This is a genomic window from Vibrio sp. 1S139 (assembly GCF_041439475.1).
In the GTDB taxonomy this organism is placed as follows: Bacteria; Pseudomonadota; Gammaproteobacteria; order Enterobacterales; family Vibrionaceae; genus Vibrio; species Vibrio crassostreae_C.
This window is the reverse complement of sequence record NZ_JBGOOD010000025.1, coordinates 51869-68147: the sequence shown is the minus strand read 5'-3', so window position 1 is coordinate 68147 and position 16279 is coordinate 51869. Positions and strand designations below refer to the sequence as shown.

The 16279-nt window shown below is 42.9% G+C and carries 12 protein-coding genes; 6 read left to right on the top strand and 6 right to left on the bottom strand.

Features of this window, described 5'->3' with window-relative positions; all coding sequences use genetic code 11:
- Positions 1–87: 87 nt before the first annotated feature.
- From ACED46_RS10650 to aspT, 5 genes are all read right to left on the bottom strand, one after another.
- Entirely contained in the window at positions 88–513 is a 426-nt protein-coding gene (locus ACED46_RS10650; RefSeq protein ID WP_017060059.1) for a hypothetical protein, read from the bottom strand.
- Between the two features lie 17 nt (positions 514–530).
- A complete protein-coding gene (locus ACED46_RS10645) occupies positions 531–1703 on the bottom strand; it encodes a patatin-like phospholipase family protein (RefSeq protein ID WP_371721422.1) in 1173 nt (390 codons plus the stop codon).
- A 213-nt stretch (positions 1704–1916) separates the two neighbouring features.
- Entirely contained in the window at positions 1917–2774 is an 858-nt protein-coding gene (gene pdxY / locus ACED46_RS10640) for a pyridoxal kinase PdxY (RefSeq protein WP_017060057.1), read from the bottom strand.
- A 206-nt stretch (positions 2775–2980) separates the two neighbouring features.
- The gene (locus ACED46_RS10635; RefSeq protein WP_371721421.1) at positions 2981–4579 is read right to left on the bottom strand and encodes a bifunctional aspartate transaminase/aspartate 4-decarboxylase; all 1599 of its coding nucleotides are present in this window, start codon (positions 4577–4579) and stop codon (positions 2981–2983) included.
- Positions 4580–4730: 151 nt separating this feature from the next.
- Positions 4731–6446 carry an aspartate-alanine antiporter gene (gene aspT, locus ACED46_RS10630; protein WP_371721420.1) on the bottom strand — a complete coding sequence of 572 codons (1716 nt, stop codon included), beginning with the start codon at positions 6444–6446 and terminating at the stop codon, positions 4731–4733.
- Positions 6447–6917: 471 nt separating this feature from the next.
- Between aspT and ACED46_RS10625 the strand changes: the two genes are divergently transcribed.
- From ACED46_RS10625 to ACED46_RS10600, 6 genes are all read left to right on the top strand, one after another.
- Positions 6918–7130 carry a DUF1656 domain-containing protein gene (locus ACED46_RS10625; RefSeq protein ID WP_017059802.1) on the top strand — a complete coding sequence of 71 codons (213 nt, stop codon included), beginning with the start codon at positions 6918–6920 and terminating at the stop codon, positions 7128–7130.
- Between the two features lie 10 nt (positions 7131–7140).
- Positions 7141–8007 (top strand): HlyD family secretion protein, encoded by an 867-nt coding sequence (locus tag ACED46_RS10620; protein ID WP_017059803.1) that lies wholly within the window; start codon positions 7141–7143, stop codon positions 8005–8007.
- A gap of 9 nt (positions 8008–8016) precedes the next feature.
- Positions 8017–9372, top strand: coding sequence for an FUSC family protein (locus ACED46_RS10615; protein WP_371721419.1), 1356 nt, complete (start codon positions 8017–8019; stop codon positions 9370–9372).
- A gap of 325 nt (positions 9373–9697) precedes the next feature.
- Complete coding sequence (locus ACED46_RS10610; protein WP_371721418.1) at positions 9698–11356, top strand: hypothetical protein; 1659 nt, start codon at positions 9698–9700, stop codon at positions 11354–11356.
- Between the two features lie 129 nt (positions 11357–11485).
- A complete protein-coding gene (locus ACED46_RS10605; RefSeq protein WP_371721417.1) occupies positions 11486–13672 on the top strand; it encodes a carboxylesterase family protein in 2187 nt (728 codons plus the stop codon).
- An 84-nt stretch (positions 13673–13756) separates the two neighbouring features.
- On the top strand, positions 13757–15214 hold the full coding sequence (locus ACED46_RS10600) for a phospholipase D family protein (RefSeq protein ID WP_371721416.1): 1458 nt from the start codon (positions 13757–13759) through the stop codon (positions 15212–15214).
- Between the two features lie 94 nt (positions 15215–15308).
- On the opposite strand, the gene ACED46_RS10595 is transcribed toward ACED46_RS10600, so the two are convergent.
- A complete protein-coding gene (locus ACED46_RS10595; RefSeq protein WP_371721415.1) occupies positions 15309–16058 on the bottom strand; it encodes an aspartate/glutamate racemase family protein in 750 nt (249 codons plus the stop codon).
- Positions 16059–16279 lie beyond the last annotated feature (221 nt).

Genomic DNA, 16279 nt, shown 5'->3' with positions numbered 1-16279 from the left:
ATGAAGCCTTTTTTCTATCTAAATAAACAAGTTAGCTCTTAAGATCCTGTCTATGGAAGGTTTTATCGTTGATGTCAAACGAATAACTTAAATGTATTCGATAACTCGAGCTAGATAGTTAAAGTCCCCAGAATCACCGTGGTAATTACGGTAAACATCGACACTGAAATATCTAGGTTGGTCCACTTGAATATGCTCAGCAATTCGCTGCTCGATGGATTCTAGAGTTTCACCTGTTTGCGAGTAAATGTATTTCTTGGTGGTCTTTTGAAGCTGGCGTTCTTTAGCTTCTTTGTGTGTGACGTAATTGTTCACGTCAACCCACTGACCAATGTAGTCAATCTCCACGTAGTCTGAATTTTCTTCAACCATGAACAACGCCGCTTCTTGTTGAACGTCGGCCAGTTGTAGCATGTCGTTATCGACTTTTTGCTGTTCCATTGAGGTCACATTTTGTGCCATGGCAGCGCTAGACGTTGCCATGATAAGTAGCGCTAAAGCTGTTTTATTCATTTTACGATATCCCTAAATTAAGGTAATTCTGTTACCCAAGGTTTGCCCTGAGTTGCTTTGTGATAACCATATTCGTATATGGTTAATAAATAGTGTTCATCAAACATGTCTTTGGTTCGTTTGGCGTAACCAAAGTCGTGCTCGATGTAAGTAAATTGCATATCAATGTTGTTGATTTCACAGATGTATTTCATTCGATATAAATCACCACGTGTTTGAGCAAGAGTCAGGCTTGATACGCTCTTTGCTACTAAATCTAGACCCTTATCTCTCAGCGAGTGGTACGGCGCTTTCAGTGCTCCATTTCGAATAACATCGAGCTGTGGTGGTTTTTCTAACCCAAGAGCATCTGAGATCTGCTGATAGTCGAAGTTAGATGGATTGAAAAATACTTGAGCGGCTAAACCACCATCGACGTGAAGTTCTTCATAACTTTTACCTTCGTACTTCACATTGATAAACTGCGGTGGGAAGACTCCAGGAATAGAAGCACTTGCTGCTAAAATCTTATATATAAGTTCAGACTTATCTGGCATATCACTATTTGCAATTGCGCCCACATTCCAAATGACAAGCTCTCCAGAATCAAAGTGTGTGCTACCAATAAACAAACGCTTACCGTTGCGGTGTCGCGCAGCAATTTGCTCGATCATCGGTTCAGGGAACGCCTGAGCGATAAATTGATTCAAGTTTTTACCGTCAGTAAAAGCATCTTTAAACACGGTGTTTAAAAAGTTCTTTTTGCCGAGCACTGATTTGTCATTGATGTTTAACATCACCTCCTTCATCTTCGGAAATGCATCTCCGCCGATGAATACAAATGGTGCCATTAGCGCTCCTGCACTGATGCCAGTAACTATTGAGTAGTCTTTCAATTGGCCAGATTCTTCCAGCCCTATCAAAATACCGGCTCCAAAGGCTCCGTTCGCGCCGCCTCCTGACAAAGCTAAGATATTTAGTTGCTCACCTGACACTTTAATTGGCGTTGTTTGATCGATTGGAGAGTATAAGAAGTCTGGGTTCTCACTCGCCCACATACGCAATGGCTCTTTTACTGATATCGCTTCTTCTACAACCACTTCTTTGTAATTGTCTTTGTGTACGCGTACATCCAACGTGTGGGGTGAGCTACATGCCACTACAAGTAATGACAAAGCAACGGTAAAACCCGAGGAAATTAGACGGTTCATAATTAGGCTCATTTAATGTTCTCTAAAATGATTCAGAAACTCTGTTTAATCAAAAGAACAGCTATAAACAGAGAAGTTAATAAATAGGGATAAAGTGAAGTCCGTCTCTTTCTGGGAGTAATATAGCTAGGTTTAGTCTTAGCTCGTAATCTCGTTTGTAGGATGCGACCCATCGAATAGGTACACCCTCCACCACTATCGGAGTTAAACGCTCTACCCGATTTTGACCACGTTGAAATCGTGGGTAGGCTCTACAAATTCATATTGTGCATTGATTGTTTGTAGCTCCCAAGTGCCATAGCTTTTAGTTAGCTCCAACACACCATAGACCGCGTTATTTGCATGTCGGAATGCAGCTACGGGAGACATTCTCTTTATTAACCCTGCGGTAAACAGGCCAGAGATAAGGTCACCGACACCAACCGGTTGTTGAGCAAATTCAATGTTCGGTCGTTGGGCTAAATAACATGCCTTTTTCGTTGCTAAAATCATACTGAACGCGTCATCGGGTAATGAGTGAAGATGCTTCACGAGCACCATCTTTGGACCAAGCTCCAATGCTTTCTTACATGCTGTAACCGCGTCATAAAGGGAGAGGATTTTAATGCCGGTCAATTCACTTAGTTCAAATTGGTTTGGCACTATAACATCGGCAATAGGAAGCAAGTGTTTAGTAATGGCGGTTCTAACGCCATCCTCAACGATACAACCTTTATCTGGGTCACCCATTACAGGGTCACAAACATAGAGTGCACTGTGGTTCTTTTCTTTAACTAAATTAACCGACTCGGCAACCGCTTTACATTGGTCTGCGCTTCCCTGATAACCCGATAGGATCGCACCACAGTCTTTCAGTACGTTGATGTTGTCTAAGCCTCGAATCAAGTTTCGAATATCATCTGAGCCGAATGTTTGCCCGGTCCAACCTTGTTGATATTGAGTGTGATTAGAGAACTGAACAGTGTGGATTGGCCACACATCGAGTCCCATTCTTTGGATTGGAAAAACCGCAGAACTGTTTCCTGCATGCCCGTAAACCACGTGAGATTGAATAGAAATAATGCTTTTCATGCGTCGCTCTTTCAGTTTGAAATGGATTTGAATACTTGGATAAGACGACTAAATAAACACAACGGAACATCAAGATAGGAAGTTTTATCGATCTAACCACTGTGCTTATTTGGTCGGAATAGCCTCGACATCGCCGAGGCTTATTCTTAATGAGTTGGACGTCATCGGCTTTAAATCATGTATTTGATTCTAAGCCAGACTTGAACTTATGCGTCTTGAAACTCAGCGAAGTACTCATCCAATACAGTGCGTGTTTCACGGCCGATTAGCTCGTACTCGTGGTGAGTAAGGTTCGCTAGTGATACACGTACTGATGCGTGTACTGTGTCGAAACCTTTACCAGGTAGTAAGATTACGCCGGTTTCGTGAGCAAGACGGAATAGGAAGTCTTTACCTTTCTCGTTAGCTTTGAACCAGTCGACAAACTCTTGACCGTAAAGTTTGCCACCTAGCGTGTCTAGCTCTAGTAGTGTGTAGTAATCCACACGGTCTTTGTTCTCTTCGATTGCTACACCCATGTTTTTGTAAAGCGTTGTGTAGCGCTCACGGATGATGCGTTTACAAGCGGCTTTGTAGCGACCTTCTGAGTCCATTAGACAAGTTAATGCAAACATCGCCATTTGTACTTGTTGTGGTAGAGACAGACCTGCAGTATGGTTCAATGCTACGCTGCGGCTATCAGCAACGATACGGTCGATGAATTTGATGTCACGTGGCTCTGGAGTCAGTGTTTTGTAACGGTCATCAAGTTGACACTGTTTTTCTTCGCTGAAAGAACTTAGTGCGTCATCAAATACGTTTTTGTGTTGGATACCAATGGTACCTAAACGCCAGCCTGTTGCGCCAAAGTACTTAGAGAACGAGTAAACACAAAGTGTGTTGTATGGTAGTTTTGCAAATAGAGAAACGAAGTCATCGGCAAATGTACCGTATACGTCATCAGTGATGATGAATAGGTCACTGCGTTGCTCATTCACAAAGTTTGTTAGGTTCTCTAGAGTCTCGTCAGAGAATTTCACTGATGCTGGATTAGCAGGGTTAACGACGCAAAGTAGTTTGATGTCTGTATCTGCCAGTTTCTCGATTTCAGACATTGGAAGCTGCCAAGTGGTCTCATCAAGACGCAGTTCAACGATCTCTAGTTCGTACTCAGAAAGCTCTGGGATTTCTAGGTAAGGGGTAAAGATTGGCGTGATTAGCGCAACTTTGTCACCTTTTTTCAATAGACCATTGTTGAACATGGTTGCGAACGTGTACGTCATTGACGCAGTGCCGCCTTCTGTTGCGAACAGGTCAAAGTTAGTCGTCATTGGCATTGGGCCGTACATCTCTTCTGCGATGTATTGTTTAACCACTTTCTCGATGTTCACTAGCATACGTGGTGGCACTGGGTAGTTACACGCAAGGTAAGCCAGTACTAGCTCGTTTAGGAACGCTTGTTTTTCGATGCCTAGACGGTCTTTTGCGTAGCTTAGTGCACGACGTAGGAAATCAACGCCTTTGTCTGTTGCATATTGGCTTGCGAACGTGTCGAAACGCTCAACGATGCCGACGCCATCAGGGATACCACCGAAATCACCACCGAGGTAAGCGTAGTTACGTTCCGCTTCCATTACTGCAAATTCACCCAAACGAATAAATGCTTTACGTGGCAATGTTGCTAAGAAGTTTGGATTACCACGACCTGCGTCTAGTAAAGCACGGTCTGGCACTGCTTGCGCCACTTCAATTAATTTGTCTTTTAATTCAAATGGGCTTAAATCAGCGAATTTTGAAAAGTCGATATTTGTATTTTGTGTAGTCATAATATTTACCTAATAATTTAATATTAAACACTTGTAATTAAATAAAGTGTTTTACTTAAGCGTGATTATTCAGGCCTACCCTATTTTTGATTGGGTAGGTCTGTTAATAAGTTGATGATTTTTTAAATCTATAATGAGTTGTAGGTTTTAATTACATACCCGCATTAACGGTAATAATGCCGACGATAATTGGGCCCCATAGAGTCAGTAACACGTTGGCTACGGCGTAAGTCACAGTAAAAGAGAATACTGGCGTTGCGTTGCCTGTTTTTTCCATCAATGCAGCGAACGCTGGGTTTGCACTTCGACCACCGGTTACACAACCTAAAGCTTCTACCGGATTCTTTATCTTCAATACAAAGTACGAGAAGAAGAATGAAATAATCTGTGGAATGATGGTTACCGCAACACCCAAGAATAGTAGGCTCATACCGTGTTCTTTGATGGTGTCTACCGCTTGAGGGCCCGCTTGGAGGCCAACAATGCCTACAAATGCTGCTAGACCGAAGTCGCGAATAAAGCTTGCTGCTGATTCTGGGAATTGCGCCACATGTGGGTTACGGCTGCGTAACCAACCAACAATCAGACCTGACACTAGACAGCCTGCACCAGAGCCGATAGTGACCGGAATACCTGCAATTTTGAAGTTGATTAGGCCAATCAAAAGACCCAATACCATACCCATGCCTAGTACAATGAAGTCAGTCATTGTTGCTGAGTTCATTGGCTTACCGATTGTACCTTGAACACGATTAATATCGCTTGGTGAGCCAGTTAATTGAATAACATCATTTTTCTTAACAACAAGGTCAGCGTGAACTGGGATTGATACACCTTCGCGAAGGTAGTCAGTCACATAAACACCACGGTAAGTGCCTTTGTTCGCTTCTGATTTGATTTGACCTAGTGTACGGCCAATCAGTTGTTTGTTGTCTGCGATAAGCTGACGGTTCTCTTCAATGACTTCGTACTCTTCTGGAAGCACAACTTCAGAGCCAACAGAGTCACCTTTCAACTGACCAATGGCTTTACGAGTACCTGTGATAACCAGAACATCGCCTTGTTGAAGCTTAGTAAATTTGTCTGCTTCAATCGCTTTGCCATCACGCTCGATAACTTCGATGCATGCGTCTATTGAATCTTGATTGATTTGGGCTAGTGTCAAACCATTCACTTTGCTCTCTGCTTTGATTTCAAAAGCGCGAGTCTCAAGTTTTGTCATCGCATTGAATTCACCAGCACCAAGCTCTGCATTACCATCTGAGTTCGCTTCTGCCATTTTGATTGCTTCAGAGCGAATGTCCCACTTCATCAACGTTGGGAATACCCAAGTCACCATCAAGATTGGACCTAATGAACCAAAGATGTATGTTACGGCGTAACCTACAGCAACGTTAGTTTGCATCAGATGTTTGGCTTCTTCAGACACACCACCCAAACGGGCGATCGCATCGCCTGCAGTACCAATGATCGCAGACTGAGTTAAACCACCGGCAGCTAGGCCCGCAGCAGTGCCTCTATCTAAGTCAAACAACCACGCAGCGGCAAGTACACACAATAAGCCTGAAACCGTCATAACAACCGCAGACAACAGAATGTTGATGGTTCTAAAGTTAAGCGCTTTAAAGAATTGTGCGCCGCCTTGATAACCCACAGCATAAATAAAGAGCGCAAAGAAAATACTTTTTACGCCGGGATCAATCTGAACACCAAATTGCCCAATAATTACGCCCATTAATAATGTTCCGGCCACACCGCCTAAAACAAATCGGCCGATAGTAATTTTACCAACCATATAACCCAATGAGAGTGTAATAAATAGTGCGACAAATGGTGCCATGTCAAACAGATTAGAAATAATGTCCATGACAAATTTACTCTTGTTACTAAATATAAGGAGTAAATAATCTAACGAATAACTTAATAATGATATTTGTTGGATTATTCAAAATAAATAAAGCATCTCGTTGCTTCGAACCGAATATTAAGAACAAAAGGTTTTATTATGTAATCCCATTTGATGGATCAAATCATCACTTTAACTGTTCGCATAGTTTTTGAAGTGCAATTTACATCTTAAGTGATTGTTTTAAATATATTTATCTTAAACCGGCAAAAGTAGATGATTTTCGAAATTAATTTCAATTAAGTGTTTCCACTTCAAGAACGACAACCTACCTACCGTTGTTTTACTGGCTTACGGCTCTCAACAAAGAGGCAGTTGGCATAATCACCGAATAAAGTTGGATTTTGATGGGTACGATCCTCTATAAGCGATTATCACAATAAATCGAACTCCGTTATCGTTGCATTCATCAAACAAATAGAGAACAGAACCATGAATACCATGCCGCATGAGCTTGTGTGGGATGAAGTCTACTTCCCACCGCTGTTATTGGTTATCGCACTGGCTTACATACTGACAATGCTAACAGGGTCAATCGCGACACGGTTTGGCCTTCATAAGTACGTCGCCTTTCCTGCAATAGCAGAACTGAGCTTGATCGTGATTTTTACTGGCGCTATCGGCCATTTTATTACCATTTTTTGAGGCACTTACTGTGATCAAACGTTATCTCATCACACTTTTATTATTGGCTGCTGCGGGAACTGTGGTTTATAGCTATTACCAGTCGTACTCAAGTAACCCATGGACCAGAGACGGACAAGTCAGCGCTTATATCGTCTCGATTACACCTCGAGTCACGGGTCAAGTCATTGAAGTGCATGTCGAAGACAACTCGAAGGTAAAAAAAGGCGATCTTCTTTTTGAGATCGATCCGAGTATTTACAAGGCGACCTACAGAAAAGCACTTGCGACTCAAAAACAAGCATTTGCCCTACTCGCCAAAGCCAAAAACGAAGAGCAACGCGCGTTGAATTTAGAGAAAAGAACGCCCGGTGCCGTGCCCGTGCTGACACTAAACAACTTGAACAACGCGGTAGAAACCAGCGCCGCAAATGTCGAACTGGCAAAAGCGAACGTAGAAGAAGCACATCTCAACCTTGAGTACACCAAGGTATATGCGCCTACTAACGGCTATATCACCAATCTGAACCTACGTGTTGGCTCTCAAGTTGTCGCGAATTCACCTGTGGTTGCGCTAATTGATGAAGATAGCTTCTGGATTGAAGGTTATTTCAAAGAGACTGATTTAGTCGGTGTCGATGCTCAGGACACTGCTTATGTGACCTTAATGATGCACAACAATGTTCAGCTAGAAGGACATATCAAAAGTATTGGTTTTGGTATCGCGAAGCAAGACGGCAGCACAGGTAATGATTTATTGCCAAACGTGAATCCAAACTTCCAATGGATACGCCTAGCTCAACGCATCCCTATTAAAGTGAAGTTAGACAAAATACCAGAAGACGTACAACTGCGTGTTGGTATGACTGCCTCGATCAAAATAATCAAAAATAGCTAGGTTATTCTTATGTTCACTGCATCGACTAAAGACGCGATTAAAGTCGCACTCTCTATCGTTATCGCAATCTGCCTAGCGTTGTGGTTTGGTTGGGAAAAACCGTATTGGGCTGCGATAGCCGTCGCAGTGATGGCATTGAACGAGAGCTTCGCCCATTCAATAAACAAAGGCCATAACCGGTTAATGGGAACCTTGTTAGGGACCGGTTATGCCTTTTTCCTCATTGCGATGTTTTCACAAGATCGATTTTTGTTTCTAACATTTCTTACCGTGTTCTTAGGCACTTGTATTTTCATGTCTAGTGACGAGAAATACGGCTACATCTTTTCAATAGGATTTACCGTGTGTTCGATTGTTGCTTGTATGGGCGGGTTTGATAACCAAACCACCTTTCACTTTGCTGTACTTAGACTTCAAGAAACACTATTAGGTGTTGTTGTGTTCTCTATTGTGTATCGCATCGTGTGGCCTGTGAATACTGAACTCAACTTTGTACAACGTTTCGAAACCAGTAAACAAGCGTTGTTAGATGCGATGGAAAAAACAGACAACATCGACATTGCCGCACTTGAAAGCAACACCGCGAATATTGATAAGCTGTATCAACTTTTAGATCTGCCACTGACCGGAAGCTACCACCTTAAAGAGAACATCCAAACATGGCGCTTGCGTATCGATGAAATGGCACATATCCAAGATACATTACTCAAACAAAGTAACAGCGAATCAGACTTAGATATCCAATGGGCAGTTCTTACTCACAACTTGAAGACGTTCGATGTATTAGCACCAGAACAATCTCTTGTTGAGGGTGAACTCAATGTCATAGGTGATCATAAAGACGTGTCTTGGCATCATGCACATCGCACGTTTGTTGAACATTTGAATGAAGATGGGCGCAAAGTGCTGCAAGGCGTGTCGATGTTTATCACATCGCTGTTGGTTTGGATTTATCTTCCAGTTCCAGGTGGTTTCATATTTCCTATGTTAGCCGGTGTATTCTCTTCTATGGTGCCGACCATGCCACCAAGCGTTATTAAGGACGCTTTTTATGGTGTGTTGGGTACAGGGTCGGTGGTTCTGTTGCAATACATCTTTGTGATGCCATTAATGACAGAACTATGGGAGCTGGGACTATTCTACTTCCTTAACATTATGGTGATATGGAAAGTGTTCGCGACACCTAAGCTCATGGTACACCGAATATTGGGTATTAACTTATTAGTTGTTCTCACATCTGGTGCGCTCAACCTCACACCTGTTTATGGAATTGAAACGCCACTTTTGATGCTCGTAAACATTTTGATTATTCTGATGATAGCGAAGTTGTTTACTGTTCTATTTAGAGTGAGGGTAACTGCTTAGAACTAAATGCGCTTAACAACTCACAACAAAACGGTCTGCCAAGTATTTTTACTTCACAGGCCGTTTTTTATCTATTAAAAATCATTATAAATCAATTGATTAACGCTAATTATTACTAAGTGAGGATAGCGTCCATCAAAAGCGATTAACGCGATCTGCCACCTCCTCTTAAAATCCTCTCATTGATTGACGCAATGCATTTTTAGTCGCGACATTCACACTAGCAATCCTAACGGATAAATACATAACAACTGAACACGACGTTCAGTATTACATCGACTGTTTGAGTCTCGAAGGTTTGAGGCTACTCAGCGTGGGAACCGTCATGAGTTTTTTTGAAATACGCACCAGCGCCTGTAAGACCCATACTCTTTCTGTGTTAGCGAGCGCCCTATTACTTACCACCCCCAATTTTGCGTCTGCGGCAGAAACCAATACTTACAGCGAAGTTATGGAAAAAGGTCGAGCACTATTTGACAAATATGGCATCAGTCATGATTTACCAAAGCTAGCAATCAGTTCGCTCGTACAGGGCGAACACCTAGTTGAACACGCACATCGAACCATACAAATTGGCGATGAGGTTCGTGACTCAAGCGTCTATCTGATAAAAAACACAGACAGCAAAGGCAACATCGACCTGCGCGTCAAATATAACCCGCAAGAGCTGGATGAAAACGAAAAACTGATCGATGAAATTGAAGAGTTTACGCGCACTGAGTATCGACTAAGAAATTATGCAGAAAGCTTCGATCCATCGTCAGTGAAAGTCAATGAAAAAGACAACGGCGACGTGACCATTAGCTTCAACTATTCGAAATACGGCTTACCACAAGACATCGCCTATTTCCGTTTCTTGAATGTTGATATTGAACTTGTAGGCGGCACACCAAAACGCATGGTAATCACCAACGACAAGCCATTTAATCTTGGTAAGTCAAAAGTCGATACCTATTACCAAGTGATTGATTTCCAAACGTTAGACTCTGGTAAAGTCGTTATTGAACGTAAGACAACTAACATCGAGGGTACGTCTAAAACGAAACCGATGACCATGAGCGCTGTAACTGAACCCGTCGCAATTTATGAAGACGACAACGGCGTTAATGTCCTGCATGAAGAGCGTCTAAAAGAAGTTTCAGATCCTCGTATGCAAGAAGCGAGTGTTAAGTTAGATCGAGTATTCCCTTTAATGGGTGACATGGTGCGTCGTCAAGGTATCGATTTACCCCTTCCATTCGGCGTATCAGTGGCTTATCGCAATCAAGATATGGATATACCCATGACAGATTACGTGATTGGTGGAGTGCGCTTGAATGATTTATTTGACCCGGAAGACAGTGTTGCGACGGTCAAAGCGGAAAGTGTTTCGATACGCGGCGACGTAAATATCTTGCCATTCTGGAATGTATTCGGGTACGTAGGAAAGGTAAACGTTGATGCGAATATTGACGCCTCTTATACCGGCGCCGCAGGTGAATACTTAAAAGACAAGCTCAATAACAAATTGCCAGGGCTAGGTAACGCACTTTGCGAAGGTGTCTCTGCCTTATGTAACAGTGGCCGTTTAAATATACCACTGCATCTCGAATATGACTTACGCGGCGCGGGCACCACATTATCTGTTGGTTACAAAGAATTCTTTGCCTCAGTGACGGGTACTTACTCCCAAACACGCCTGAAAGGGTTGGATGATTGGGGCGACGGCATTGTCACGATTCAGCCAATGTTGGGCTACCAATTGGTTGATTATCGAGCTCAGTTTTTCGTGGGTGCTGAATACCAAGGTTTAAATTCACGTATGCAAGGCACCGTAAAAACCGACGACATCGAATTTGATTATGACGTTGGCGTCGATATCGACCAGTGGGCATTCCTAACAGGTGTTAACAAGCAGATCGGCAAAAACTACAACATGACCATGTTGTACAACAAAGGCGAAACTCGTTCGGCTGTAACGCTGAATCTTGGCTACCGATTCTAGTCACCGAACTTTGATTACCAGCCTAGCCCTTAAACCAGGTTGTTCTTAATAAGAAATTTTGTAGTTCTGTTATCTACGCAGATAGTGATGAAACAGACTACGCCGAATACTATTGTGGAAACTCATTTTATGACTATTGCATACCGTTCAATGATCGCTCTTACTATTACTACTGCCTTAGCAGGTTGCGATACTGATAGTGCCCCTACTGTTCCATTCCCAGACAAGCCCGAACCGTTAGTTCCGGCACCGGCTAAACCGTTTGATGCTCAAATCGGTAACGTAACGATTAAAGCGACGATAGAAGAACTGGTTATAACTTCGAATACCGAAGACGACAAACTGGCTTCCGTTGAATCTTTCAAAGGGATTCAATATGCAGAGGCTCAGCGCTTTGAACACAGTGAAGTTGTAAACCTTGTTGAAGGTACTTTGGATGCGACTCAGTTCGGTTATACTTGTCCTCAACTAAAAACGACAACACAAACACAAGATGAGAACTGCCTTAACCTCAATATCTGGCGCCCAGCAGGCGTAGATGCTGATGCAGATCTACCGGTTTATGTATTCATCCACGGTGGTGATTTCGAATACGGTTCTGGTGCAGAGCCGCTCATCCAAGGTGATACCGTGGTTGCTCAAGGAAGCGACGATGGTAAGCCTTTCATCTATGTAAGCTTTAACTACCGTCTTGGTCAGTTAGGTACTCAATGGGTTAAAGGCGCTTACAAAGATGGCAACTATGGCCTAGGTGACCAGAAGCGTGCCTTGGAGTGGGTACACAATAATATTACCGACTTCGGTGGTAACGCTCAAAACGTAACCGTTATGGGTCAAGGCTCAGGTGCTATGTCTATCGGTTTCTTACAGCAAGATCATGATATCGCAGGTCAATATTTCCAACGTGCAATCATGCAAAGCAACCCTTATGGGTTTGAGTATCCAAGCTATGAAGTTGCAAAAGATCGCAGTAAGGGTTTTACAGCAGACACTTCGCTTGACAAGATCATGGCGTCGCAAGAAACAGCTTTGGATGGTATTGAACAACTGAAAAACTGGTTACTTAGTTCTCTGTCACTCTCACTGAATTACAAACTCAAGTTTAAAGATATAGACGAACAAGGAAATATAAAATGGGGTTCCAACTCTGATAAGACACCAATGTCTACCCTTATGCCATTTGCTCCCTATATTCTTTGTAAAGAGCTAGAGACAGACTCAGACGCTGATGAAATTTGCGTAAGTTCTATTGAAGCACCTATAAAAACAGATTTCGCCGTATCTACAGTACTTGGAAATAACGCTAGTGAATCTAACAGCTTCGGCATGTTATTCAATGTGACTTTTTTAGTTCCTACCATAATTGAGTATATAAAGCCCGAGCTCAACGAAGGTACAAACTCAGAAGAACTTGCATTAAGTATATTGGATTGGTTAAGTGATGAAGATAACGTAGCCATGCTTGAAACTAAAATGGGGGGGATGAGTACTGAAGAGTTAACCCAAAACATGACGCTTTCCCTTACGGCATACAAGTCTGTAACAGAGCTATTTTTTGGTTTAGATACAGACATCAACATTGACGTAAATTTGTTAAATTCGATTGCATTTGGTATGTGCCTAGCAAATGCAGCTAATGGTGAGGATAGTTACTTAAGTTGCTTATCAATTATTGGAGACATAGAACTTGCTAGTCATGATGAAGTAAAAGCTGCTCTAGATCTAACAGACTTCTACCCTAACTCAGAAGCTGACATAGGTGGTGCTCTTGACAACATGACGCAATTTAAAACCTTGCTAAATGACACCTTGTTCAATGGTCCAGCTCGTCACATGGCAGCAAACAGCGGAGTAGAAGCAACGCTATACCACTTTGAGCACAAACCAAGCTTTAACATGTGGAACTATAAAACAGGTCTAAATGAAGAAACGGGCGAATACGACCAACTGCCAATCATTGATCTATTCAAAACGATTGGTTGCATCAGCGGTGCATGTAACGGTTCAGAACTGCCATTTATGTTCAACAAAGCTGTACGTTTTGATGGAAGCGAAGTAAATCCATCAAGCAAAGATAAAGCCCTTATGAACGAAATGTCGCGTCTTTGGTTTAGCGATGAATTGTTCCAGAGCTACCAGTACAGCGATGCTACCGACAATGTGCTTGTCATTGATGGTGCAGGATTCAGCGACAACAGCACTACCTTCGACTGGGACTATGTCACAAACCCAGGTGTTGATCCTAAGCTTCGTGAAGGTCGCTTAACGGGTCTAGCAGAGCAAGGTCTTATGCCTTGGGACTGGTACCTAAACTAAACATATTCAACACCCTTCCTACTTTAACGGCCAGCTCGCTGGCCGTTTCTATATCCAAATTTTATGTTTAAACGCAGGTTAGTTATGACACTTAGCAAACTAAAAACAGCATGCACAATAATGTTGATTGCTTTGGTCACAGGATGTGCCCAACCTTACCCCGATGTTGAACCTGACTTCGAAGCTAACTGGCAAAGCACAGAACATCAAGCCGAAGTCTATTTGATCCCGAGTGCGCCTGAAGCCTTTGCGCGCCGCATTGATCTGGTTCGCCAAGCAAAACACTCGATTGATATGACTTACTTCTCTTGGGAAAACGACACTCTGGGTCTGATGCTGTTAAACGAGCTGAAACACGCCGCTGACCGCGATGTGGCCGTGCGCCTCACACTGGATGACTTGTTGGTATTCAATGACAAATGGCTTGCGGAGTTGGACTCACACGCCAATATTGAGATTCGACTGTTCAACCCTTTTGAGTCACGTAAAGCCAGCTGGATTGGTCGTGCGCTCAACTTCTCTACTCATCAAAAACAGTTAGATAATCGACTGCATGAGAAATACTTTAACGTTGATCACCAATCGATGATCCTCGGTGGCCGCAACATCGGTGATGACTACTTTGGCTACAGCGAAAGTGCCAACTTCTTTGATATGGATGTGCTGTTTAAAGGCGACGTGATTGCTGCTTTCGACCGAAACTACCAAGCGTTGTGGAACAGTGAGCATGTAGTGCCAATTCAAGAACGCATTAAAATCAAAGAGAAAGAGCAATACCAAGCGTTCACCAAAGCGTTGAACAAAGGTGAAAAGAATCAAGCATTGATCACGTCTGAAGTCGAAAGGCAGATAAAGAGCTTAAACCAACCGAAGTTCATTTCAGCCTCTGTCACGCCGGTATTTGACTCACTGGAGAAACTCAATGACAACAAGCCCTACTTTCGCCAACGTATTGAACACTTGATGAAGCAAAAAGTACCGACACCTTCTAAGGTTATTATTTCTACGCCTTATATGATGCCAAGCGATAACAAGTTTGTATTCGTCGATGCACTTAGAGAGAGCGAAGCCGAAGTCACCTTACTGACGAATTCATCGGCTTCTAATGATTCGGGCTTTGTGCCTGCGTATTACGAAAAACACCGTGAGACTCTACTCGACAAGGGCGTAAGTATCTATGAGTACAAAAGCCAAGCGATCAATGATGATCACTACTTTCATGTTGATACCTACTACCACAACAAGACAGTAATTTTAGATGAGCGTGTCACCTATATTGGCTCTTCTAACTTCGATCCAAGATCAGACTTTCTCAACGTTGAGTTTGGGGTGTTGGTTGACAGTGAAGAGTTTGCGAAGCAAGTGACACACTACTTAACACGTCAGAAAGAGGAGTTGTTCTGGGCTGTGTCGCGAGAACAATCAGGTGACACCATCTGGGCTTCAGAGGAACAAATCCATACTAAGAACCCGAACTACAGTTCATGGAACAAGGTACCTGATTGGTTATTTCGAAAAATGAATGGCGAGTTCGAGCTTTAAGTGTTCAGCTTCGAATCTTAATTTTCTCCAGTCAAAATGTAAAAAAGCCGCGTAATTCGCGGCTTTTTCATGTTTCAAATACACGTATCTGAGCTTATAGACGGTAGGTCATCGCTCTTTGGGCTACGTAGTTCACCATATCAAGCGTTGTGAAGATCGAATTAACATCATTAATGTTGTAATCCACATGTCCACGCTCCACATATTGCTCAGCGAGACGGTAAATATCAACGACACGCTCAGCTACCGCTTCCATAGGATCAATAAAAGTGACTGTTGGAAATGCCGTTTCAAGTTGCTTTCTAACCAAAGGAAGTTCCGTGCATCCCCAAATAACCGTATCAACGCCCTTCTCTACGATGGATTGAATCGCTACAGCAAGCAGTGCGGCATTACGCTCAAACTCGCCCGCTTTGATCCCGTTGGTTTCTCGGATTGCTTGTCCACACTCTGTCATCTCACCGGTTACTTCACCATAGATAGCACTATGCACGTTATGCTCTTGCTCAAAGGAATCTGGCTTAACGAACACCAGATTCGCGTCCGTTAGGTAACGATCATAGATTCCCGAATTGTATGTGCCGTTGGTACATAAAATACCAACAACAGATTCAGAGTTCTGCTCTTTGATTTGATCAACGGTGGTTTGAAGCATGTCGACGATATAAACGTTGGTGTGCTTTTGAACCTCAGGTCTAAAGTAATGAGCGGTGTTACAGGTCATTACGCCAAACTGAACATTGGCATGTTCTAAAATGCACGCTGACTCAATCAGTTCAGGCACAGGATCGGTACCTTCAGATCGATCGGGGATATCTGAGTTTTTCACCACCATCATGGCCATGTGGTCTTAGTCTTTAAGTGCGCCGTGTTCAATTTCTTTCTTGGCGACGATATCTTGGAACAGAGCATCTGCTTCAGGGCCCATATTACCAAATACACCGAATCGTAGCTTTTTCATTGTTTTTACCTTTGTGTTTGCTAAAGCACAAAGGTTATTACGCTCTTTCGATTTACTTGAATCCTATTAGATGGTTCGCATCCTCGCGAGTGCATAAACAGCGT

What these genes read in the sequence shown, in the direction of transcription:
- ACED46_RS10600 (WP_371721416.1), top strand. Translation starts at nt 13,757, where the DNA reads ATGACACTTAGCAAACTAAAAACAGCATGCACAATAATGTTGATTGCT.
- ACED46_RS10615 (WP_371721419.1), top strand. Translation starts at nt 8,017, where the DNA reads ATGTTCACTGCATCGACTAAAGACGCGATTAAAGTCGCACTCTCTATC.
- ACED46_RS10645 (WP_371721422.1), bottom strand. Translation starts at nt 1,703, where the DNA reads ATGAACCGTCTAATTTCCTCGGGTTTTACCGTTGCTTTGTCATTACTT.
- ACED46_RS10610 (WP_371721418.1), top strand. Translation starts at nt 9,698, where the DNA reads ATGAGTTTTTTTGAAATACGCACCAGCGCCTGTAAGACCCATACTCTT.
- pdxY (WP_017060057.1), bottom strand. Translation starts at nt 2,774, where the DNA reads ATGAAAAGCATTATTTCTATTCAATCTCACGTGGTTTACGGGCATGCA.
- ACED46_RS10650 (WP_017060059.1), bottom strand. Translation starts at nt 513, where the DNA reads ATGAATAAAACAGCTTTAGCGCTACTTATCATGGCAACGTCTAGCGCT.
- ACED46_RS10635 (WP_371721421.1), bottom strand. Translation starts at nt 4,579, where the DNA reads ATGACTACACAAAATACAAATATCGACTTTTCAAAATTCGCTGATTTA.
- ACED46_RS10595 (WP_371721415.1), bottom strand. Translation starts at nt 16,058, where the DNA reads ATGGCCATGATGGTGGTGAAAAACTCAGATATCCCCGATCGATCTGAA.
- aspT (WP_371721420.1), bottom strand. Translation starts at nt 6,446, where the DNA reads ATGGACATTATTTCTAATCTGTTTGACATGGCACCATTTGTCGCACTA.
- ACED46_RS10605 (WP_371721417.1), top strand. Translation starts at nt 11,486, where the DNA reads ATGACTATTGCATACCGTTCAATGATCGCTCTTACTATTACTACTGCC.
- ACED46_RS10625 (WP_017059802.1), top strand. Translation starts at nt 6,918, where the DNA reads ATGAATACCATGCCGCATGAGCTTGTGTGGGATGAAGTCTACTTCCCA.